Here is a 20,835-nt window from a genome sequence, read left to right on the forward strand (position 1 = left end):
GCGCTGGCGGCGGCGCTCTACCCGCGCGGGCACCGTGACCTCAGCGGGCTGGCCGTCGAGCGGTTCACCACCCTGGACGGGCAGGCGTGGGCGCTGGCGGGCGCGGCCGGGCAGCTCTGGTATCTGATTGTCGGCACGTGGGGGCTGGCCGGCGTCGGCCTGGCCGCGGCCGCGGTGGTCGCCGCGCGCCGGGGCGGGCCGTTCGCGCTGCGGGTGACGGCGGCGACGCTGCTGGCCACCACGCTCGGCATCGCGTACGCGTCCTCGGCGGCGCTGCCGGACGAACACCGGGTCGGCAACCACGCCTACGGGCGCTACCTGGCGTGCGTGGCCGTCGTGTGGCTGCTGGCGGGGCTGGTCGCGCTGGTGCGCGCCCGCCGGGCCGCCGTCCTGCGGTACGCGGCCGCGTCGGCGGGGCTGGCCGCGGTGACGGGCGGGATCGCCGCCTGGTACGCCGGGGACCGGCTGCGCAGCGACGTCTTCATCGCCTTCGACTTCCCGGAGACGTCGTTCCTCAGCGGGGTACGCGACGCCCTCGACATGCCGGGGGCCTCGGCCGTCGCCGCGGCGTTCCTGGCGTGTCTGACCGCCGCCGCCTGCCTGCCGCGCGGCAGAGCCATGGGGGTGGCGGCCGTGCTGGCGGCGATCCACCTGGCCTTCGTCGCCTACCTGGCGCCGGTGACCCCCTCGGGAGGGGACGGGCTGCCCGCGCCGGAGGCCGGCGGGCGGGTGGCCGCGGACCGGCGGGTCCCGTGGCCGATCGTGCTGCCGCTCGCCCACAAGGTCTGGTGGACCGAGCTGGAGCGCTACGACGGCGCCCTCCAGGGGCCGCCGCCCGGCGCGTGCACGGCGGTCGTGCCCGGCACCGCCGGCCCGCCTCCGGCCGGCTGGTCCGTCACCGGCGAGGGCCGCGGCTGGACCACCTGGAGCGCCGCCTCCTGCGAATCACGCCCGCGCTCCTGAGGCCGGCCCCTGGCGGCGAGCGTCACGGCTCCGCCGGTGGGCCGCCTCCAGGCTCGCCCGCGTCACCCGCAGCAGCTCGGCCACCGGCTCCCCGGGCCGCCCGGCGACCAGCTCGCGGGCCCGACGCATGCGCTCCGGCCCGTCATGGAAGATCACGTCCTCCTCGCCGGCGAAGTGACCGAAGAAGGTACGCGCCGGTTTCGCGGGGCGCCGCCACGGAGAGGGGGACGAGCATGACCGGTCTGACGATGAGCACCGAGCGGGAACGCCCGTTCGACCCGCCCGACACCTACGCGCGGCTCCGGGAGCGCGGCACCGTGCACCGCATGCGGTTCGCCGACGGCCACGAGGGCTGGCTCGTCACCGGCCACGCGGCCGCCCGCGCGGTACTGGCCGACTCGCGTTTCAGCAACCGTCCCGAGCTGGCCCACCCGCCCCTCGCGGCCCGTGCCGGCCTCACCGAGGAGATCCGCAGCCAGGAGTTCAAGCTGCCGCCGGGCTTCTTCCTGCGCACCGACGCGCCCGAGCACACCCGCTACCGCAGGCTGCTCACCGGGCAGTTCACCGTGCGCCGGATGAAAGGGCTGGAGGCCAGGATCCTGGAGATCACCGAGGCCCGGCTGGACGCGATGGAGGCCGCGGAGCCGCCGGTCGACCTGGTCGACGCCTTCGCGCTGCCCATCCCGTCACTGGTCATCTGCGAGCTGCTCGGCGTCCCGTACGAGGAGAGGGCGGCCTTCCAGGACGACACCAAGGTGATGCTGTCCCTGGAGGCGAAGGCCGACGAGGCGCTCGCGGCGATCGGCCACGTCTTCGCCTACCTGAACGGGCTCATCCCGCGCAAGCGCGAGCACCCGGGTGACGACCTGCTCAGCGGCCTCATCGAGGGCGGCGAGCTGTCCGACGACGAGCTGGCCGGCGTCGCGTTCCTGCTGCTGGTCGCCGGGCACGAGACCACCGCCAACATGCTCGGCCTCGGCACCTACGCGCTGCTCGCCGACCCCGTCCAGCTCGCCGCGCTGCGCGACGACCCGTCGCTGATCGACAACGCCGTCGAGGAGCTGCTCCGCCACCTGTCCATCGTGCACGTCGGCCCGGTCAGGGCGGCCCTGGAGGACGTCGAGGTCGACGGTCACCTGATCAGGAAGGGCGAGTCCGTCGCCCTGCACCTGCCGGTGATCAACCGCGACCCGGCGAAGTTCCCCGGCGGCGACGCGCTCGACCTCACCCGGTCCGCGACCGGCCACCTCGCCTTCGGCCACGGCATCCACCAGTGCCTGGGCCAGCAGCTCGCCCGCTCGGAGATGCGGATCGCGTTCGCCGCGCTGCTGCGCCGCTTCCCCGGCCTGCGACTGGCGGTGCCGGCCGACGAGGTGCCGCTGCGGACCGACATGGGCGTCTACGGCGTGCACCGGCTGCCGGTCACCTGGTAAGCAGGGTGCCATGAGGATCGAGGCCGACACGACGGTGTGCATCGGCGCGGGGATGTGCGCCCTGACCCTGCCCGAGGTGTTCGATCAGAGCGAGGACGACGGCACCGTCCTGCTCCTGATGCCCGTCCCGCCCGCCGGACTGGAGGAGAAGGCCCGCCGGGCCGTCACGCTGTGCCCCTCGGGCGCGCTCACGGTCACGTGAGGACGTAGACGCGGGTCGTGCCGAACACGTCGTCACCCGACCGGCGCCGCACCGTGCGCACGTGACGGAAACGCCCGGTGCCGAGCAGGTACGCCTCCTCGACGGGATTGAAGTAGACCACGGTGACCGGGCGCGGGCTGCGGTCGGCCGAGGCGATCAGCCGGTCCACGGCGGCGGCGAAGACGCTCCCGCGGAACGGGTTGTCAAGGAACACTGTGGGCGGGGGAGTAGTAGACCCGTTCGGGGTGGTCGAGTCCGAACTCGCTCAGGTCGGCGAACTCCGCCGTGTCGACCCCGTACCGTCGGTCGTACACCAGTAGCGCCAGGCTCTGCCGCAACCCTCGCAGGGTGAGCGGCCCGCCCAGGTGCAGGAGGTCCGTGAGAGGTTCGCGGGGGAGCGGGAGAGTGTTCGTGAGTGGTGCGCGGGGGCGGGCGGGAGCGTCCATGAGGGGCCCCCGGGAGAGCGCGAGAGTGTTCGTGACGCGTTCAAGGGAGAGCGCGGGGCTGGTCGGGGCCTGCCGGCAAGGGGGCGCCGGAGCCGTGTCCGCCCGGCCGGTCATCCGGGCCGGCCGGCGAGTTCGCGGTTGACCCGGGCGGCCACCCGGTTGGCCCGCCACCCGATGAGCGTCAGCCCGCCCACGAGCAGCCCGGCCTGTGCCACGACCGCCGCCACCTGGACGCCTTCCGCCAGCCCGAACGCCGACTCCGCCCCGGCCGAGACCACCAGCACCCCCGCGACGGCGCCGGCCAGCCTCCGCATCGGCGCCCTGGCCCAGGCGTGCGCCGCGTCCCAGGCCGCGCGAGAGGCGAGCGTCTCGCGCGTGCGCAACCCTGCCAGGCCGTTGCGGCCGTCGACGTTGCCGGACTCGTCATGGAAGGGGATGAGGAGCAGCAGCAGTACCGGGACGGTGAGGATCGCGCTGATCAGGATCGGTCCCATGCCCGCCAGCGTAGCCACGGCCGCTGATCATGGGAACGCCGCGCGACACGCCGGTGCGGGAACCGCCGGGGCCGCGAAGGCCCAGCCAGGCCCGCCTGCGACATGGTCATCGAACCTGTGTTCGTGGAACAGGTTGACACCGAACGTGATCGAAATTATGTTCGACCATGTGACGTGAGGCTCGCGGCTCACGTCGAAGGACCTGGTCGCGGGCCACGCGCTTCCCCCAAGCGCCGACCCGCGGTCAGGCTCCGAAGGGCGAAGGACGCGTCCTCGTCGTCGGCGGAGACGAGCGGGCGCGTCCTGGCCGGACGGGGAGAGGGGAAGCTCCTCGTCCGGCCTGCCCGGCGGAAATGTCGGTGGGGTCTGCGATCGTTGGCCCTACTGGTGGAAACGCCGGGAGTCGCCCACGACTCTCAGGAGGTGAGCAAGATGGCACCACGGCCCAGAGACACGCCCGGGCCCCGGCTGTCGCCTGCGGCTCGGGCACACCTGACGGATTCACGTTCCTGCCTGGCGGAGGCCGCGACGGCTCGCAGTCCGGCGTCGCGCTACGTGTCGGCCCACCTGGCCGCCCTGCGCGCCGCGGCGGCGATCCTGGCCGTCCGTCCGCAGCCCACGCAGGGCCGCAGGCGCCGCCTGCGCAGCGCGTGGGAGCTGCTGCCCGAGGCCGAGCCCTCGCTCGCCGAGTGGGCGGCCTACTTCGCGGCCAGTGCGGCCAAGCGCGCCGCCGCCGAGGCCGGCATGGTCCGTGGCGTCACCGCCGCGGACGCCGATGAGATCATGGCGGAGGCCGAGACCTTCGTCTGCACGATCGAGAGCATGCTGGGCGTCCCTTCCCAGCCCCAGTTGCCCGTGGACGTGCCCCTGGCGGGATGACATCCCATCCATCCCCCACGAGCGCCCCGGTCTCCCCGCCGCCCCCGATCTCACCGGAGGAGACGTGACGGGGCCAGGCGCCGGCCGCCGCGGCGGTCACCGCGCCGATGGGATGTCCGCCGCTCTTCACGTCAGGCGGTTGAGCGTCTCTCACCGCCGACCGCCGCTCCCGCACGGCCTCAGGCCGCGCACCCTATCTGACGCCGATCGCCTGTCTCGCCGGTCCGCGCAGAGGTGTGAGAAGCCGACCAGAGGCTCGGAGCCGGCCTGCGGAGCCGTCAGGGCCGCTCACGGGATAAGTGCTTGGGCCCGGCCCGCGAGCCGTCCCGGAGGTCGGCGGTGTCGCCCGCGAGTCAGGGGTGAGTGAGGGGCTGCTTGAATTATCAAATACCGGTTTTCCGGTATAAGTCCCCGCGCGGTTTGGGCCCCCGGTGAAATGTCTGATGTGGGGGTGTTTCGGGGTTCTGTCAGAAGCAAGCGAGGGACGCGCCCCCATGGGCGCGCCCCTCGTCGATGCGGTGCGGGGAACCGAGGTCAGAAGGTCTCGACGGCCCGGCGGGCCTCGGCGTCGAGGACGCCCCAGCTGATCAGCTCTTCGGTGAGCTCACTCGGCGACTTGTCATAGATCACGGCCAGCGAGCGGAGGTCCTCCTGGCGGATCGACAGCACCTTGCCGTTGTAGTCACCCCGCTGGCTCTGGATGGTGGCGGCGTAACGGGCCAGCGCACCCGCCTTCTCCTTCGGCAGCGCGGCCAGCCGCTCCAGGTCGATCACAAGCTTGGGCGTCGGCCCGAGCGGGCTCGGCGCGGCGCCGCCGGGCAGCAGCTCGGAGACGGGCACCCCGTAGAAGTCGGCAAGCTCGGCAAGCTTCTGCACCGTGACCGCACGGTCGCCACGCTCGTACGAGCCCACGACCACGGCCTTCCACCTGCCGCGCGACTTCTCCTCGACCCCGTGCAGGGACAGGCCCTGCTGGGTGCGGATCGCGCGGAGTCGTGCACCCAGCGACTTTGCGTACTCAGACGGCATCGTGTGGCCCCCCGGCTCCTCGTATCTATAGCTCTCAGTAGATTGTGCTCCCTTGCGGCGAATGCCCGCGCCACCGGGGGTCCGATGCCGGTGAGGCACCCATCGGTGGCGATGGCCCTGGGATTACCCAGAACGCCGCGCGGTGCTGGTTACGCACAGTGACGGTAAAGGGGTCGAAGGCTAAGGTCAAGCTGATTGGAAAAAAGATGCCGAATCCGGTCCGGTATGGAACGCCTCATAAGCCCCTCTTGTCCCTGTAGTAACTGTACTTCGTCAGAGATCGCCGAGTAACCACCATGGTTTCGGGCCAGGGATCACGTCATGGTTCGCGCGTCAGGATCATCACCGGGCAGGTCGCCGCTCGTACGATCTTGATGCTGGTGTCGCCGAGGAACACCCGCCGCAGCGGCGCGGTGTTGCTGGAGGCGCAGATGATCAGATCGCCCCGCTCCCAGGAGCCCGCCGCCATGGCCGTGGCGACGTTCCTGCCCTCGATCACCTCCACGTCCACCTGGAGGCGGCGCCGGTGCCCGCGGGCGGCGGCGGTCAGGTCGGCCATGGCCTGCCGGCGCATCCCCGCCACCATCTCCCGGCCCAGCGGGTGACGCCGGTGGCTCGCCACGACCAGGGTGACCAGCCGCAGCGGCAGGTCCAGCGCGGCCGCGATCCTGGCGGCCCCCGTGACCGCCGCGTCGCCGCCCCGCCCGCGGCGGTAGGCGACGGTCAGGCGGGTCAGCGCGCCGGGCGCGTCCTCGGCGTACCCGCGCGGGGCCAGCAGCACGGGCACAGGGGAGGAGTGCAGGAGCTGGTCGGCGGTGCTGCCCACGGAGATGCGCCCGCGCCGGCCGCGCGGCGCCGAGCCGATCACGACCACGTCCGCGCCGCGCTTGTGCGCCAGCTCCACCAGCCCGCGCCCGCTGCCCCGGTGGGTGTAGGTCAGCACCTCGGCGTCGTCGCCCACCCGCTCGCGCGCCTGCGCGAGCGTGGACCCGGCCTGCTCCTCCAGGTAGGCCGCCCACGCGCCCGCCTCCGCCCGGGCGGGCCCGGGGGTGTCCCACGCGGGCGGCTTCACGAACGCCACCTCCAGCCGGGCGCCGGTCTGCCGGGCCAGCAGCACGGCCAGCGTCAGCCCGTCGCGGCCGCGCGGCTCCGGGACGAACCCGCTCAGCACAGACTCGATCTTCATCTAGGGCACCTCGGCGTTCAGCCGCGAGTGGCGGTAGCCGTACAGGAAATAGCAGAGCAGGCCGGCCAGCATCCACAGCCCGAACGCCGCCCAGGTGACGCCCGCCAGCCCGGCCATCACCAGGAAGCAGAACACCACGCCCAGCACCGGCGTGGCCGGGAAGAACGGCGTGCGGAAGCTGCGCGGCAGGTCGGGCCGCCGGTAGCGGAGCACCAGCACGCCCGCGTTCACGATGGCGAACGCGAACAGCGTGCCGATGCTGGTCGCCTCCGCGAGGTGGCCGAGCGGGACGAGCCCGGCGAGCACGCAGACGAACGCGGTGACGATGAGCGTGTTGGCCGCGGGCACCTGCCGTCGGGGGCTCACCCGTTCGAAGACGCGCGGCACGAGCCCGTCGCGGGACATGGCGAACAGGATGCGCGTCTGCCCGTACATGACCGTGAGCACCACGCTCGCGATGGCGATGACCGCGCCGAACGAGATGATCAGCCCGGCCCAGGTGGAGCCGGTGGCCAGGTCGGCGATGAGCGACAGGCTCGCCTCGGTGCCCTCGGGGTCGAAGTCGGTCCACGGCATCGCGCCGATCGCGGCCACGGCCACCAGCACGTAGATGGTCGTCACGATGACCAGCGACAGCACGATCGCCCACGGCAGGTCGCGCCGGGGGTTCTTGGCCTCCTCGCCGGCCGTGGAGGCCGCGTCGAAGCCGATGTAGGAGAAGAACACCTGCGAGGCCGCCGCGGTGATGCCCGCCACGCCCATCGGCGCGAACGGCGAGAAGTTGCCGGCGGTGAAGCCGGTGAACGCCACCGCGCAGAAGAACAGCAGCACCGCCACCTTGACGACCACGAACACCACGTTCGCCGAGGCGCTCTCGGAGGCCCCGCGCAGCAGCACCCAGGTGGCCAGCAGCACGATGAGGATGGCGGTGAGGTTGACCACGCCGCCGTCCTGGCCGGGCGAGCGGGTGATCGCGTCCGGCAGCGCCCAGCCGGCCAGGCTCTCCAGGAACGCGTTGACGTACTCGCCCCAGCCGACCGCCACGGCCGCCACCGACACGGCGTACTCCAGCATCAGGCACCACCCGCACACCCAGGCGACCAGCTCGCCCAGGGTCGCGTACGCGTAGGAGTAGGACGACCCGGCCACCGGGATGGTCCCGGCGAGCTCCGCGTACGAGAGCGCGGAGAACAGCGCCGTGATCGCGGCCAGCACGAACGACAGCACCACCGCCGGTCCCGCCTTGGGCACGGCCTGGCCCAGGATGACGAAGATGCCCGTGCCGAGGGTGGCGCCGACGCTGAAGAGCGTCAGCTGCCACAGCCCCATCGTGCGGCGCAGCTCGCCGCCCTCGCCGTGACCCCCCTCGGCGACGATCCGCTCGGTGGGCTTGGTCCTGAACAGACGTGGTGCGCCGGCCATGACAGATCTCCTAGAGCGTGCTGGTCAGCGGCCAGCGCGCGCTGGGCGTCACGATGGTGCCGGCCTCGCCGGCGAGGATCCGCTCCGCCTGGTCGAGCCGGCCGATCGCGGCCATGTCGCCGGTGTGCTCGACGAACCGGCAGGCCGCCTCCACCTTGGGCCCCATCGACCCGGCGGGCAGGTCCAGGGTGCGCAGCTCGTACGGGGTGGTGTGCGCGATCTCGGACTCGCGCGGGGTGCCGTGGTCGCGCAGCACGCGGGGCACGTCGGTGAGGCTCAGGAACGCGTCGCACTCCAGCGCCTCGGCCAGGACCGACGCGGTCAGATCCTTGTCGACGACCGCCTCGACACCGGTGAGCCGGCCGTTCTGGTCGCGGATGACGGGGACCCCGCCGCCGCCCGCGCAGATCACCACCATGCCCTCGCGGACCATCTTGTGGATCAGCCGGGTCTCCACGACCCGCTGCGGGACGGGGGAGGGCACGACCCGCCGCCACCGCTCGCCGTCGGGCTTGACCGTCCAGCCATGCTCGGCGGCCAGCTTCTCCGCCTCCGCCTGCTCGTACACCTGCCCGACGAACTTCGTCGGGTCCTCGAAGGCCGGGTCGACGGCCGACACCAGGGTCTGCGTGACCATGGCCATGACCTGGCGGCCGGGCAGCGCGTTCTGCAGCGCCTGCAGGAGCCAGTAGCCGATCATGCCCTGCGTCTGCGCGACGAGGGTGTCGAACGGGTAGGGCCCGCTCAGGCCGGAGTCCGCGGCGCTCTGCAGGGCCAGCATGCCGACCTGCGGGCCGTTCCCGTGGGTGATGATCAGCTCGTGCTCGGCCGCCAGCCCGGCCAGCGTCCTGATCGAGGCGTTCACGTTGGCGATCTGCGCGGCCGCGTCGGGCCGCTGCCCCCGCCGCAGGACCGCGTTGCCGCCCAGCGCGACGATGACCCGCATCAGATCCCCTCTCCTTCGGGCGTGCGGCTCACGCGGCGCGGGCCGGGCCGGCGCACCGCCGGGGCACGCCTGCGCCGGGGTCCGCATGGAATGTCACCATGTCTCTATCCCCGGCTCGCCCCTGAATCACCCCGATCGCCCCGGATCACCTGGGCCGGGGTGCGTCCTGTTCTGGCTGGTAGCGCCTGGTACTCTGTGTCCCGACCAACACCCTTTAAGACCCGTCCCGTGAGGCGGGAAAGGTGGTGAGACTCCGGCATGTCCGCATCCAGGGCCGTCCTCGAAGGCCCGGACATCCATCGGGCACTGACCCGCATCGCCCATGAGATCCTCGAGCGCACCAAAGGCGCCGACGAAGTCGTCCTCATCGGCGTCCCCACCCGCGGCGTGACCCTCGCGCACCGGCTCGGCGAGCGCATCGAGCAGTTCGAAGGGGTCAAGATCCCCGTGGGGTCGATCGACATCACGATGTACCGCGACGACCTGCGCCGCGGCCCCGCCCGGCCGCTCGGCCGCACCGAGCTCCCCGCCGACGGCGTCGACGGCAAGATCGTGGTGCTGGTCGACGACGTCCTCTACTCCGGCCGCACCGTCCGCGCCGCGCTCGACGCGCTGAGCGAGTTCGGCCGCCCGGCCGCCGTCCAGCTCGCCATCCTGGTCGACCGCGGCCACCGCGAGCTGCCCATCCGCGCCGACTACGTCGGGAAGAACCTCCCCACCGCCAAGAGCGAGAAGGTGAAGGTGTTCCTGCGCGAGACCGACGGGCGCGACGCCGTCACCCTCATGAAGGAGGACGCCCGGTGAAGCGCCACCTCATCTCCGCCGCCGACCTCTCCAGGGACGAGGCGCTGCTGATCCTGGACACCGCCGAGGAGCTGGCGAGAGTCTCGGAACGTTCCATCAAGAAGCTGCCCACGCTGCGCGGCCGCACGGTCGTCAACCTGTTCTTCGAGGACTCGACCCGCACCCGCATCTCCTTCGAGGCGGCGGCCAAGCGGCTGTCGGCCGACGTGATCAACTTTTCGGCCAAGGGGTCCAGCGTCTCCAAGGGCGAATCGCTCAAGGACACCGCCCTCACCCTGGAGGCGATGGGCGCCGACGCCGTCGTCATCCGCCACAGCGCCTCCGGCGCCCCGCACCGGCTGGCCACCTGGGTCCACGGCAGCGTGGTCAACGCCGGCGACGGCACCCACGAGCACCCCACGCAGGCGCTCCTCGACGCCTTCTCGATGCGCCGCCGCCTCGGCGCCCTCGACGGGCGGAAGATCACCATCGTCGGCGACGTGCTCCACAGCAGGGTCGCCCGCTCCAACGTGCTGCTGCTGCACACCCTCGGCGCCGAGGTCACGCTGGTGGCCCCGCCGACCCTGCTGCCGGTCTCGGTCGACACCTGGCCGTGCGCGGTGTCGTACGACCTCGACGCGGTGCTGCCGAAGTCCGACGCGGTCATGATGCTGCGGGTGCAGAAGGAGCGGATGAACGCCGCCTACTTCCCGAGCGAGCGCGAATACTCCCGCCGCTACGGGCTCGACCGCGACCGGTTCGCCAAGATGCCGGACGACGCCATCGTGATGCACCCCGGCCCGATGAACCGGGGCATGGAGATCGCCGCCGAGGTGGCCGACTCCCCGCGCTCGACCATCGTCGAGCAGGTCGCCAACGGGGTGACCATCCGCATGGCCGTCCTCTATCTGCTGCTCGGGGGAGACACGGCGTGACTCAGCGAAGCGAACGAATCTGCGGGCACGGCATCGCCAGGGCCATCGTGCCGGCGAAGGGGGAACGATGATCATTCGTGACGTACGGGTCCTCGGCGGGGAGCCGGTCGACCTCCGCCTCCACGACGGCGTCATCGCCGAGGTCGGACCCGGCCTGAAGGGCGCCGGCGAGGAGATCGACGGCGGCGGCGCGATCGCCCTGCCCGGCCTCGTCGACCTGCACACCCACCTGCGCGAGCCCGGCCGCGAGGACGCCGAGACCGTCGAGACCGGCACCCAGTCGGCCGCCCGGGGCGGCTACACCGCCGTGCACGCCATGGCCAACACCTCCCCGGTCGCCGACACCGCCGGCGTCGTCGAGCAGGTCTGGCGGCTCGGCCGCGAGTTCGGCCACTGCGACGTGCAGCCCGTCGGCGCCGTCACCGTCGGCCTGGAGGGCCGCCAGCTCGCCGAGCTGGGCGCCATGGCCGACTCCGCCGCCCGCGTCCGGGTCTTCTCCGACGACGGCAAGTGCGTCTCCGACGCGGTGCTCATGCGCCGCGCCCTGGAGTACGTCAAGGCGTTCGACGGCGTCGTCGCCCAGCACGCCCAGGAGCCCAGGCTCACCGAGGGCGCGCAGATGAACGAGGGCGTCGTCTCCGGCAGGCTCGGCCTCACCGGCTGGCCCGCGGTCGCCGAGGAGGCGATCATCGCCCGCGACTGCCTGCTCGCCGCCCACGTCGGCTCCCGGCTGCACGTCTGCCACGTCTCCACCGCCGGGTCGGTCGAGATCCTGCGCTGGGCCAAGTCCAAGGGCTGGAACGTCACCGCCGAGGTGACCCCCCACCACCTGCTGCTCACCGACGACCTGGTGGAGGAGTCGCCGGTCGGCGCCTACAACCCCATCTACAAGGTCAATCCGCCGCTGCGCACCCGCGCCGACGTCGAGGCGCTGCGCGCCGCCCTCGCCGACGGCACCATCGACGTCGTCGCCACCGACCACGCCCCCCACCCGGTGGAGGACAAGGAGAGCGAGTGGTCGGCCGCCGCCATGGGCATGATCGGCCTGGAGACGGCGCTCGGCGTCGTGCAGGGGGCCATGGTCGACACCGGCCTGCTCGACTGGGCCGGCGTCGCCGAGCGCATGTCGTACGCTCCCGCCCGCATCGGCCGCCTGGCCGGCCACGGCAACCCGATCGAGGCCGGCGCCCCCGCCAACCTCACCCTCTACGACCCCTCCCACCGCGCCCCGGTGGACCCGTCCTCCTTCGCCTCCAGGAGCCGCAACACCCCCTACCGGGGGATGACCCTGCCCGGACGGGTAGTGGCCACGTTCCTGCGCGGCAAGCCCACCGTCCTCGAAGGGAAGCTGGTGTGAACCACACCTCCGCCGGCGTCGCCGGACCCACGCCCCAGAGCGGCCCCTCGCCTTCCGCGGGGTCCAACGCCGGCTTGGCCGGCGTTGGAGATTTCGCGCCGCGTAGCGGCTCCTCGCCTTCAGGGGGGTCCTCGGGGGGCGAAGCCCCCCGGGGGGCGCCTTTCGGGGGGTCCTCGGATGGCGTAGTCATCCGAGACGCCGGCTTGGCCGGCGTTGGAGATTTCGCGCCGCGTAGCGGCTCCTCGCCTTTCGGGGGGTCCTCGGGGGGCGAAGCCCCCCGGGGGGCGATGCTCGTCCTCGAAGACGGCCGAGTCTTCCACGGAACCCCGTACGGCGCCGAAGGCGAGACCTTCGGCGAGATGGTGTTCAACACCGGGATGACCGGCTATCAGGAGACGCTCACCGACCCCTCCTACCACCGCCAGATCGTCGCCATGACCGCTCCGCACATCGGCAACACCGGCGTCAACGACGAGGACCCCGAGTCGGGCCGCGTCTGGGTCGCCGGCTACGTGGTGCGCGAGCCGTCCCGGGTGGTGTCCAACTGGCGCGCCACCCGCTCGCTCGACGACTATCTCAAGGAGCAGGGCGTCGTCGGCATCGCCATCCCCGGCACCCGCGCGCTCACCCGTCACCTGCGCGAGCGCGGCGCCATGCGGGCCGGCATCTTCTCCGGCCCGGCGCAGCCGGTCGAGGAGCTGGTCGAGCGGGTGCGGCTGACGCCCGTCATGACCGGCGCCGACCTGGCCGCCGAGGTCGCCACCGCCGAGCCGTACGTGGTGCCGGCGGTCGGCGCGAAGCGCTTCACCGTGGCGGCGGTCGACCTGGGCATCAAGGGCATGACCCCGCGCCGGCTGGCCGAGCGCGGCTGCGAGGTGCACGTGCTGCCCGCCACGGCGACGTTCGACGAGATCAAGGCCGTCGGCCCCGACGGGGTGTTCTTCTCCAACGGCCCCGGCGACCCGGCCACGGCCGACGTCGCCACGCTGCGGCGGGTGCTGGAGGAGAGGATCCCGTTCTTCGGCATCTGCTTCGGCAACCAGCTCTTCGGCCGCGCGCTCGGCCTGTCCACCTACAAGCTGCGCTACGGCCACCGCGGGGTCAACCAGCCGGTCCAGGACGTCCGCACCGGCAAGGTGGAGATCTCCGCGCACAACCACGGGTTCGCCGTCGAGGCGCCGCTCGACGGCCCGTTCGAGACCCCGTACGGGCTCGCCGAGGTCAGCCACGTGAACCTCAACGACCGCTGCGTGGAGGGCCTGCGCCTGCTCGACGGGCGCGCCTTCAGCGTCCAGTACCACCCTGAGGCCGCGGCCGGGCCCCACGACGCCGCTTACCTGTTCGACGAGTTCTGCGAGGTTATGAGCCGTGCCGAAGCGTGAGGACATCACGTCCGTGCTGGTGATCGGCTCAGGGCCGATCGTGATCGGGCAGGCGTGCGAGTTCGACTACTCCGGCACCCAGGCCTGCCGGGTGCTGCGGGCCGAGGGCTTCCGGGTGATCCTGGTCAACAGCAACCCGGCCACCATCATGACGGACCCCGAGTTCGCCGACGCCACCTACGTCGAGCCGATCACCCCCGAGTTCGTCGAGAAGATCATCGCCAAGGAGCGGCCCGACGCGCTGCTGCCCACCCTCGGCGGCCAGACCGCGCTCAACACCGCGGTCGCGCTGCACGAGGCGGGGGTGCTGGAGACGTACGGGGTCGAGCTGATCGGCGCCGACTTCGACGCCATCCAGGCGGGCGAGAACCGCGAGCGGTTCAAGGAGATCGTCGCCAAGGTCGCCGCCGAGCACGGGCTCAACGCCGAGTCGGCCCGTTCGGTCATCTGCCACACCATGGACGACGTGCTGGCCGGGGCCGCCGAGCTGGGCTACCCGCTGGTCGTGCGGCCCTCGTTCACCATGGGCGGCGCCGGCTCCGGGTTCGCCTACGACGAGAGCGACCTGCGGCGCATCGCCGGGGCCGGGCTCGACGCCTCCCCGACCACCGAGGTGCTCCTGGAGGAGTCCATCCTCGGCTGGAAGGAGTACGAGCTGGAGGTGATGCGCGACAAGAACGACAACGTCGTCATCGTGTGCTCCATCGAGAACATCGACCCGATGGGCGTCCACACCGGCGACAGCATCACCGTCGCGCCCGCGCTCACCCTCACCGACCGTGAGTACCAGAACATGCGCGACGTGGCCATCGCGGTGATCCGCGAGGTCGGCGTCGACACCGGCGGCTGCAACATCCAGTTCGCGGTGGACCCGCGCACCGGCCGGATGATCGTGATCGAGATGAACCCGCGGGTGTCGCGCTCCTCCGCGCTGGCCTCCAAGGCCACCGGCTTCCCGATCGCGAAGATCGCCGCGAAGCTGGCCATCGGCTACACGCTCGACGAGATCCCCAACGACATCACCAAGGAGACCCCGGCCTCCTTCGAGCCCACGCTCGACTACATCGTGGTCAAGGTGCCGCGGTTCGCGTTCGAGAAGTTCCGCGGCGCCGACCGCACCCTCACCACCCACATGAAGTCGGTGGGCGAGGCCATGGCGATCGGCCGGTCGTTCCCCGAGGCGCTGCAGAAGGCGCTGCGGTCGCTGGAGAAGAAGGGGGCGTCGTTCTCCTGGGCGGGGGAGGTGCGGCCCAAGGACGAACTGCTGGAGGCGTGCCGCACCCCGCACGACGGCCGGCTGCGCGCCATGCAGCAGGCCATCCGGGCGGGCGCCACCGCAGAGGAGCTCTACGCGGCCACCAACGTCGACCCGTGGTTCCTCGACCAGCTCTTCCTCCTCGACGAGGAGGCGCGCGAGCTGGCCGCGGCCGAGGAGCTGACCGCCGGCGCGCTGGCCAGGGCCAAGCGCCACGGTTTCAGCGACGTGCAGATCGGCGAGATCCGCGGCATCGACGAGGCCCGGGTCCGCGACCTGCGGCACGCCCTCGGCCTGCGGCCCGTCTACAACACCGTCGACACCTGCGCCGCCGAGTTCGCCGCGAAGACGCCCTACCTCTACTCCACCTACGACGAGGAGACCGAGGTCCCGACCGGCACCCGGCAGAAGGTGATCATCCTCGGCTCCGGCCCGAACCGCATCGGCCAGGGCATCGAGTTCGACTACGCGTGCGTGCACGCCTCCTTCGAGCTGGCCAGGGCCGGCTTCGAGACCGTCATGGTCAACTGCAACCCCGAGACCGTCTCCACCGACTACGACACCTCCGACCGGCTCTACTTCGAGCCGCTCACCCTGGAGGACGTCCTGGAGGTGGTGCACGCCGAGCAGCAGACCGGCCCCGTCGTGGGCGTCATCGTGCAGCTCGGCGGGCAGACGCCGCTCGGCCTGGCGCAGGCGCTCAAGGACGCCGGCGTGCCCGTCGTCGGCACCTCGCCCGAGTCCATCCACCTGGCGGAGGAGCGCGGCGCGTTCGGGCGGGTGCTGGCCGAGGCCGGGCTGCCCGCGCCCCGGCACGGCACCGCGACCACCGTCGCCGAGGCCCTCGACGTCGCGGGCGAGATCGGCTACCCGGTGCTCGTGCGTCCCTCGTACGTGCTCGGCGGCGCCGGCATGGCCATCGTGTACGACGACGACACGCTCACCCGCTACATGTCCGCCCAGGAGGGCGGGCACCCGGTGCTCGTCGACAAGTTCCTGGACGAGGCCGTCGAGATCGACGTCGACGCCCTCTACGACGGCGAGGAGCTCTACCTGGGCGGCGTCATGGAGCACATCGAGGAGGCCGGCATCCACTCCGGCGACTCGGCGTGCGCGCTGCCGCCGATCACCCTCGGCGGCGCCGACATCAAGCGCATCCGCGCCGCGACCGAGGCCATCGCCCGCGGCGTCGGCGTGCGGGGCCTGCTCAACGTCCAGTACGCGATCTCCGCCGGGGTGCTGTACGTGCTGGAGGCCAACCCGCGCGCCAGCCGGACCGTCCCGTTCGTGTCGAAGGCGACGGCCGTGCCGCTGGCCAAGGCCGCCGCCCGTGTCATGCTCGGCGCCACGCTGCGCGAACTGCGCGCCGAGGGCATGCTCCCGGCCGAGGGCGACGGCGGCACCCTCCCGCTGGACGCCTCGATCGCGGTCAAGGAGGCGGTGCTGCCGTTCAACCGGTTCCGCGGCGTCGACATCGTGCTCGGGCCCGAGATGCGCTCCACCGGCGAGGTCATGGGCATCGACGCGTTCTTCGGCATCGCCTTCGCCAAGTCCCAGGCCGCCGCCTACGGCGAACTTCCGACCAAGGGACGCGCGTTCGTATCCGTGGCCAACAGGGACAAGCGTGCCATGATCTTCCCTGTGAAGGCGCTGGCCGACCTGGGCTTCGAGATCCTCGCCACCGAGGGCACCGCCGAGGTGCTGCGGCGCAACGGCGTCCATGCCAAGATCGTGCGCAAGCACAGCGAGGGGAGCGGTCCAGGAGGTGAGCCCACCAGCGTGCAGGCCATCCTCGACGGGGAGATCGACCTGATCGTCAACACCCCGTTCGACAGCCCCGGCCAGGCGGGGTCGCGCCTCGACGGCTACGAGATCCGCACCGCCGCGGTGCTGCGCGGCATCCCGTGCATCACCACGGTCGCGGGGCTCGCCGCCGCCGCGGCCGGCATCCAGGCCATCGTGCGCGGCGATGTGGGCGTACGGTCCCTCCAGGAGCACGCTCAGGCACTACGGGGCTGACCCCTCGGGAGGTGAAGGAGACTGGCCGGCACTCCGGTGCAGGTGACAGGCACGGTGCTGACGACGCGCCGGGTCGACGCCTACCATGCGCTGACCGTGGTGGCGCCCGGCATCGCCGAGCGTCACCGTCCCGGCCACTTCGTCTCCGTAGCGGTCGGAGGCGCGCACACGTCCATGGTGACGCGGCGCGCCCTGACCGTCCACGACGTCAAGGCCGACTACGGCGGCACGGTCGAGCTGGTCTTCACCGTGCGCGGCCCCGGCACCGCGTGGCTGGCCGAGCGCCGCGCCCGCGACACGCTGGACCTGGTCGGGCCGCTCGGGCGGCCCTTCCCGCTGCCGCGCGACCCGGTCCACTGCGTGCTGGTCGGCTCCGAGTACGGCTCCGCCGTGCTGTTCCCGCTGGCCGACAAGCTGCTCGAACGCGGCTGCCGGGTCGACTTCGTGCTCGGCGCGGCCGGCGCCGACCGGGTGTTCGGCGCCATGCGGGCCCGGCGCATGGCCGAGACCACCACGCTCACCACCGAGGACGGCTCGCTGGGGCTGCGCGGCCGGGTCACCGACGCGCTCCCGTCGGTGATCGCCGACACCCGCGCCGACGCCGTCTACGCCTGCGGGCCGATGGAGTCGCTGCGCGCCGTCACCGCCGTGGCGATGGAGTTCGACATCCCCGTCCAGGTGGCGGTCGAGGAGTCGATGGCGTGCGGCATCGGCGTCTGCATGACGTGCGTGCTGCCGGTGATCGGCGACGACGGCGCCACCAGAATGGTCCGCGCCTGCGCCGAGGGGCCGGTGTTCCGCGGCGAGCGGGTGCGCTTCGAGGACGTCGGAACGATCCCGTTCGACGCGCTCGGCGCCCCGGGAGGCGGTGCCCGCCATGCCGGATAGCGGGTGAGCGCGATGCCCGTCGACATGCGCACCTTCCTCGCCCACGTGGAGCTGGCCAACCCGGTCTGCACGGCGGCCGGCTGCGCCGCCTCGGGGCGCGAGCTGGCCCAGTTCTTCGACCTGCACCGGCTGGGCGCCCTCACCACGCGCTCGGTCACCATGGCGCCGCGCGCCGGCCGGCCCACGCCCCGCATGGCCGAGACGCCCTCCGGCATGCTCAACGCCGTCGGCCTGCAAGGGCCGGGCATCGACGTCTTCCTGGAGCGTGAGCTGCCCTGGCTGGCCCAGCGCGGCATCAAGACCATCGTGTCCATCGGCGGCGGCTCCGTCGCCGAGTACTCCGAGCTGGCCCGCAGGCTCGCCGACGCGCCCGGGGTGACGGCGCTGGAGGTCAACCTGTCCTGCCCGAACATGGAGGACCGCGGCCGCGTCTTCGCCCGTGAGGGCGGCAGCGCCGCCGAGGTGATCGCCTCGGTCCGGTCCATCATGCGCTACGACGTCCCCGTCGTCGCCAAGCTGGCCCCGGACGTGGCCGACATCGTGGCCGTCGCCCGCGCCTGCGTCGACGCGGGCGCCGACGCCCTGACCATGATCAACAACCCGCTCGGGATGGCCATCGACACCGAGACGCTCCGGCCGTCGCTGGCCGCCGTCACCGGCGGGCTGTCCGGCCCCGCCATCCTGCCGCTCGCCGTCCGCTGCGTCTGGCAGGTCCACGCCGCGCTGCCCGGGGTGCCGCTCGTCGGCGTCGGCGGCGTCATGACCGGCAAGGACGCCTTCCAGCTCATCCTGGCCGGCGCTTGCGCGGTCGGGGTCGGCACGGCGCTGTTCCACGACCCGTACGCGTGCCTGCGCATCGAGCGCGAGCTCGAAGAGCTGCTGCAGGCGCGCGGCTTCCAACGGCTGGCCGACGCGGTCGGCCTGGCCCACCGCCCGCCGGGCAGCGCCGCCCGGCACCTGCTCGTCGACACCGAGGAGAGCACGTCTTGACTCCCGCACCGATCGCCGTCGCCCTGGACGCCCCCGACCTGGACACCGCCGCCCGGTGGGCCGGCCTGGTGACCCCGCACGTCAGCACGGTCAAGGTGGGCCTGGAGCTCTACCTGCGCTACGGGCCCGACGTGATCGCCTCCGTGCGCGGGGCCAGCGGCGTCAAGGTCTTCCTCGACCTCAAGCTGCACGACATCCCCAACACCGTCTCCGGCGCCGCCAAGGCCGTCGCCCGGCTGCGGCCGTCCATCCTGACCGTGCACGCCGCGGGCGGCCCCGCCATGATCAGGGCGGCGGTGGAGGCGGCCCCGCACACCCAGATCGCCGCCGTCACCGTGCTCACCTCACTCGCCGAGGACGACCTGGGCCGCATCGGCCTGATCGGGCCCGCGCCGGACGCGGTCCGGCGCCTGGCCGCGCTCTCCGTGGCGGCGGGCGCCACCGCGCTGGTGTGCTCGCCGCACGAGGTGGGCGCGGTCCGCGCCGAGGTGGGGGACGGCATCACGCTCATCACGCCCGGCGTCCGGCCCGCCGGCGCCGCCCTCCAGGACCAGGCCCGGGTGGCCACGCCCGAGCAGGCTCTCGCCGACGGGGCCGACCTGCTGGTGATCGGCCGGCCCATCACCGGTTCGCCCGACCCGGGCGCCACCGCCGCCGCCATCGCCGCCTCCCTCCGCCGCACCAGCCACGCCTGACCCGGGCCTTGCCCGTGGCTCGCGGGTCCCACGTTCCCAAGCCGAGTGGTTCGCGGGTGCGTTCTCGCCTGGCGGCGGTGGGGCGGGGTCTTGACACGTGACTCCACAACGGGGCGCCGTGACGGCGGGTGAGGGGCGTGGGAGGGCATGGCGTGGCGGCGCCGCGATCCTTGATCGTCCATGCCGTGGAGAGCCGCGCCCGTCGCCGTCCGGGCACGGCGCCGCCCGGGTTTCGGACACAGGTCAGCCCCGCTTTCGGACACGCCCCGCATGCCCGTACGTGATCATCGTAGCGTCCTTCGCCGCCGCCGGGGGCGCGGTTGAAAACAGGGAAGTGAGGGCGATTTGATCAGCTCTGGGTAATTTTACGATCACCCAAAGTGATGAAGTGGATTTTGTGGCGAGAGAAACCGCTCTTTGCGTTGCTTAGGGGGCGATGACCAGCTAGTTTCCTCTCCCGTCCGAGTACATCGACAGAAATTCGAGGTGACCCGGCGTGGCTCTTCCTCCCCTGACCCCTGAGCAGCGCGCCGCAGCCCTGGAGAAGGCTGCAAAGGCCCGTAAAGAGCGTGCCGAGGTCAAGAACCGGCTCAAGCGTGGCGCGGTTTCTCTGGCTGAGGTGCTCAAGGATGGGCAGACCGACGACGTCATCGGCAAGATGAAGGTGTCGGCACTGTTGGAATCGCTCCCCGGCGTGGGCAAGGTCCGCGCCAAGCAGCTCATGGAGCGGCTCGCCATCGCCGAGTCCCGCCGCGTGCGGGGTCTCGGCGCGAACCAGAGGGCCTCCCTCGAGCGCGAGTTCGGTGGCAACGAGAGCTAATCTCGTTCCATACGACGCGCAGGTTCGACGGGGGGTAGGAAGTGACCGACAGGTCCTGGTCCGGCGGTGTGACGGCTCATGAGAAGGCCGGCACGGACGACGGAGTCGGCGACTTCCTCCCCTCGAACGAGAGGCGGCTGACGGTCCTGTCCGGGCCGTCGGGCGTCGGCAAGTCCACGGTCGTCGCCGAGCTCCGGCGGGCACACCCCGAGGTGTGGCTGTCGGTCTCGGTGACCACCAGGCGGCCCCGGCCCGGCGAGGTGAACGGGGTCCACTACTACTTCGTCGACGGCGAGGAGTTCGACCGGCTCGTGGAGCGGGGCGAGCTGCTGGAGTGGGCGGAGTTCGCGGGCAACCGCTACGGCACGCCGCGCCAGGCCGTGCTCGACAAGCTGGCGGTCGGCGTGCCGACCCTGCTGGAGATCGACCTCGAAGGCGCCAGGCAGGTGCGGCGCAGCATGCCGGAGGCGCTGCTCGTCTTCCTGGCCCCGCCCACCTGGGCGGAGCTGGAGAAGCGGTTGCGCGGCCGGGGCACCGAACCCGAGGACGTGATCACCCGCCGGCTGGAGGCCGGACGGATCGAGATGGCGGCCGAGAAGGAGTTCGACCTCACCCTGGTGAACACGGATGTCAAACACGTGTGCCACCGGCTGATAGCCTTGATGACTGACCCTCAGGGGGTCACCGCAACCACCAACCGAGAGGTCTGAC

At 72.3% G+C, this 20,835-nt stretch carries 21 protein-coding genes and 1 pseudogene; 14 read left to right on the forward strand and 8 right to left on the reverse strand.

Translation table 11 applies throughout. The features are described 5' to 3' along the window. A pseudogene (locus tag OUY22_RS11765) lies at positions 1-963 on the forward strand (hypothetical protein); the annotation flags it as partial. On the opposite strand, the gene OUY22_RS11770 reads toward OUY22_RS11765, so the two are convergent. Next, complete coding sequence (locus OUY22_RS11770) at positions 946-1,119, reverse strand: hypothetical protein (RefSeq protein WP_270154907.1); 174 nt, start codon at positions 1,117-1,119, stop codon at positions 946-948. The pseudogene OUY22_RS11765 and the gene OUY22_RS11770 overlap by 18 nt on opposite strands. A 77-nt stretch (positions 1,120-1,196) precedes the next feature. On the opposite strand from OUY22_RS11770, the gene OUY22_RS11775 reads away from it, so the two are divergent. Then, positions 1,197-2,396, forward strand: a complete 1,200-nt coding sequence (locus OUY22_RS11775; RefSeq protein WP_270154908.1) for a cytochrome P450 — start codon at positions 1,197-1,199, stop codon at positions 2,394-2,396. Positions 2,397-2,406: 10 nt separating this feature from the next. Then, positions 2,407-2,598 carry a ferredoxin gene (locus OUY22_RS11780; RefSeq protein ID WP_270154909.1) on the forward strand — a complete coding sequence of 64 codons (192 nt, stop codon included), beginning with the start codon at positions 2,407-2,409 and terminating at the stop codon, positions 2,596-2,598. On the opposite strand, the gene OUY22_RS11785 is transcribed toward OUY22_RS11780, so the two are convergent. The 3 genes from OUY22_RS11785 to OUY22_RS11795 all read right to left on the reverse strand — a co-directional run bounded on the left by OUY22_RS11785 (position 2,591) and on the right by OUY22_RS11795 (position 3,538). Continuing rightward, positions 2,591-2,812 (reverse strand): hypothetical protein, encoded by a 222-nt coding sequence (locus OUY22_RS11785; protein WP_270154910.1) that lies wholly within the window; start codon positions 2,810-2,812, stop codon positions 2,591-2,593. The genes OUY22_RS11780 and OUY22_RS11785 overlap by 8 nt on opposite strands. After that, on the reverse strand, positions 2,802-2,936 hold the full coding sequence (locus OUY22_RS11790; RefSeq protein ID WP_270154911.1) for a hypothetical protein: 135 nt from the start codon (positions 2,934-2,936) through the stop codon (positions 2,802-2,804). Before OUY22_RS11790 ends, OUY22_RS11785 begins: the two co-directional genes overlap by 11 nt. Positions 2,937-3,154: 218 nt before the next feature. Beyond that, a complete protein-coding gene (locus OUY22_RS11795) occupies positions 3,155-3,538 on the reverse strand; it encodes an SdpI family protein (RefSeq protein ID WP_270154912.1) in 384 nt (127 codons plus the stop codon). 432 nt (positions 3,539-3,970) lie between these two features. Here OUY22_RS11795 and OUY22_RS11800 point away from each other — a divergent pair, with 432 nt between their 5' ends. Beyond that, positions 3,971-4,417: an SAV_6107 family HEPN domain-containing protein gene (locus OUY22_RS11800; protein ID WP_270154913.1), complete on the forward strand. Its 447-nt coding sequence runs from the start codon at positions 3,971-3,973 to the stop codon at positions 4,415-4,417. A 534-nt stretch (positions 4,418-4,951) separates the two neighbouring features. On the opposite strand, the gene bldD is transcribed toward OUY22_RS11800, so the two are convergent. The 4 genes from bldD to arcC all read right to left on the reverse strand — a co-directional run bounded on the left by bldD (position 4,952) and on the right by arcC (position 9,000). Beyond that, complete coding sequence (gene bldD / locus OUY22_RS11805) at positions 4,952-5,446, reverse strand: transcriptional regulator BldD (protein ID WP_270154914.1); 495 nt, start codon at positions 5,444-5,446, stop codon at positions 4,952-4,954. Between the two features lie 319 nt (positions 5,447-5,765). Next, complete coding sequence (locus OUY22_RS11810) at positions 5,766-6,632, reverse strand: universal stress protein (protein WP_270154915.1); 867 nt, start codon at positions 6,630-6,632, stop codon at positions 5,766-5,768. After that, positions 6,633-8,054, reverse strand: coding sequence for an amino acid permease (locus OUY22_RS11815; protein WP_270154916.1), 1,422 nt, complete (start codon positions 8,052-8,054; stop codon positions 6,633-6,635). Positions 8,055-8,064: 10 nt separating this feature from the next. Beyond that, the gene (arcC, locus tag OUY22_RS11820; protein WP_270154917.1) at positions 8,065-9,000 is read right to left on the reverse strand and encodes a carbamate kinase; all 936 of its coding nucleotides are present in this window, start codon (positions 8,998-9,000) and stop codon (positions 8,065-8,067) included. Between the two features lie 258 nt (positions 9,001-9,258). Here arcC and pyrR point away from each other — a divergent pair, with 258 nt between their 5' ends. The 10 genes from pyrR (at position 9,259) to gmk (ending at position 20,834) form a co-directional block, all read left to right on the forward strand. Then, positions 9,259-9,804, forward strand: coding sequence for a bifunctional pyr operon transcriptional regulator/uracil phosphoribosyltransferase PyrR (gene pyrR / locus OUY22_RS11825; protein WP_270154919.1), 546 nt, complete (start codon positions 9,259-9,261; stop codon positions 9,802-9,804). Further along, positions 9,801-10,718, forward strand: a complete 918-nt coding sequence (locus tag OUY22_RS11830; protein WP_270154920.1) for an aspartate carbamoyltransferase catalytic subunit — start codon at positions 9,801-9,803, stop codon at positions 10,716-10,718. Before pyrR ends, OUY22_RS11830 begins: the two co-directional genes overlap by 4 nt. A gap of 67 nt (positions 10,719-10,785) precedes the next feature. After that, complete coding sequence (locus OUY22_RS11835) at positions 10,786-12,075, forward strand: dihydroorotase (protein WP_270154921.1); 1,290 nt, start codon at positions 10,786-10,788, stop codon at positions 12,073-12,075. A gap of 287 nt (positions 12,076-12,362) precedes the next feature. Beyond that, positions 12,363-13,457 carry a glutamine-hydrolyzing carbamoyl-phosphate synthase small subunit gene (gene carA / locus OUY22_RS11840; RefSeq protein ID WP_270154922.1) on the forward strand — a complete coding sequence of 365 codons (1,095 nt, stop codon included), beginning with the start codon at positions 12,363-12,365 and terminating at the stop codon, positions 13,455-13,457. Further along, the gene (gene carB / locus OUY22_RS11845) at positions 13,444-16,731 is read left to right on the forward strand and encodes a carbamoyl-phosphate synthase large subunit (RefSeq protein WP_270154923.1); all 3,288 of its coding nucleotides are present in this window, start codon (positions 13,444-13,446) and stop codon (positions 16,729-16,731) included. The genes carA and carB overlap by 14 nt, the downstream gene beginning before the upstream one ends. Positions 16,732-16,752: 21 nt before the next feature. Beyond that, complete coding sequence (locus OUY22_RS11850) at positions 16,753-17,619, forward strand: dihydroorotate dehydrogenase electron transfer subunit (protein ID WP_408638147.1); 867 nt, start codon at positions 16,753-16,755, stop codon at positions 17,617-17,619. A 12-nt stretch (positions 17,620-17,631) separates the two neighbouring features. Next, on the forward strand, positions 17,632-18,609 hold the full coding sequence (locus tag OUY22_RS11855) for a dihydroorotate dehydrogenase (protein ID WP_270154949.1): 978 nt from the start codon (positions 17,632-17,634) through the stop codon (positions 18,607-18,609). Then, on the forward strand, positions 18,606-19,304 hold the full coding sequence (pyrF, locus tag OUY22_RS11860) for an orotidine-5'-phosphate decarboxylase (protein ID WP_270154925.1): 699 nt from the start codon (positions 18,606-18,608) through the stop codon (positions 19,302-19,304). The genes OUY22_RS11855 and pyrF overlap by 4 nt, the downstream gene beginning before the upstream one ends. Positions 19,305-19,800: 496 nt before the next feature. Beyond that, positions 19,801-20,124 carry an integration host factor, actinobacterial type gene (gene mihF / locus OUY22_RS11865; RefSeq protein WP_270154926.1) on the forward strand — a complete coding sequence of 108 codons (324 nt, stop codon included), beginning with the start codon at positions 19,801-19,803 and terminating at the stop codon, positions 20,122-20,124. Positions 20,125-20,261: 137 nt separating this feature from the next. Continuing rightward, positions 20,262-20,834 (forward strand): guanylate kinase, encoded by a 573-nt coding sequence (gene gmk / locus OUY22_RS11870; protein ID WP_270154950.1) that lies wholly within the window; start codon positions 20,262-20,264, stop codon positions 20,832-20,834. Position 20,835: the final 1 nt, after the last annotated feature.

Source organism: Nonomuraea corallina (assembly GCF_027620315.1).
Taxonomy (GTDB): domain Bacteria; phylum Actinomycetota; class Actinomycetes; order Streptosporangiales; family Streptosporangiaceae; genus Nonomuraea; species Nonomuraea corallina.

Bases quoted from the DNA above. Each gene is read 5' to 3' on its own strand.
- carA (WP_270154922.1), top strand. From the start codon at position 12,363: ATGCTCGTCCTCGAAGACGGCCGAGTCTTCCACGGAACCCCGTACGGC.
- bldD (WP_270154914.1), bottom strand. From the start codon at position 5,446: ATGCCGTCTGAGTACGCAAAGTCGCTGGGTGCACGACTCCGCGCGATC.
- OUY22_RS11810 (WP_270154915.1), bottom strand. From the start codon at position 6,632: ATGAAGATCGAGTCTGTGCTGAGCGGGTTCGTCCCGGAGCCGCGCGGC.
- OUY22_RS11795 (WP_270154912.1), bottom strand. From the start codon at position 3,538: ATGGGACCGATCCTGATCAGCGCGATCCTCACCGTCCCGGTACTGCTG.
- pyrR (WP_270154919.1), top strand. From the start codon at position 9,259: ATGTCCGCATCCAGGGCCGTCCTCGAAGGCCCGGACATCCATCGGGCA.
- OUY22_RS11855 (WP_270154949.1), top strand. From the start codon at position 17,632: ATGCCCGTCGACATGCGCACCTTCCTCGCCCACGTGGAGCTGGCCAAC.
- arcC (WP_270154917.1), bottom strand. From the start codon at position 9,000: ATGCGGGTCATCGTCGCGCTGGGCGGCAACGCGGTCCTGCGGCGGGGG.
- OUY22_RS11835 (WP_270154921.1), top strand. From the start codon at position 10,786: ATGATCATTCGTGACGTACGGGTCCTCGGCGGGGAGCCGGTCGACCTC.
- OUY22_RS11780 (WP_270154909.1), top strand. From the start codon at position 2,407: ATGAGGATCGAGGCCGACACGACGGTGTGCATCGGCGCGGGGATGTGC.
- OUY22_RS11800 (WP_270154913.1), top strand. From the start codon at position 3,971: ATGGCACCACGGCCCAGAGACACGCCCGGGCCCCGGCTGTCGCCTGCG.
- OUY22_RS11775 (WP_270154908.1), top strand. From the start codon at position 1,197: ATGACCGGTCTGACGATGAGCACCGAGCGGGAACGCCCGTTCGACCCG.
- OUY22_RS11815 (WP_270154916.1), bottom strand. From the start codon at position 8,054: ATGGCCGGCGCACCACGTCTGTTCAGGACCAAGCCCACCGAGCGGATC.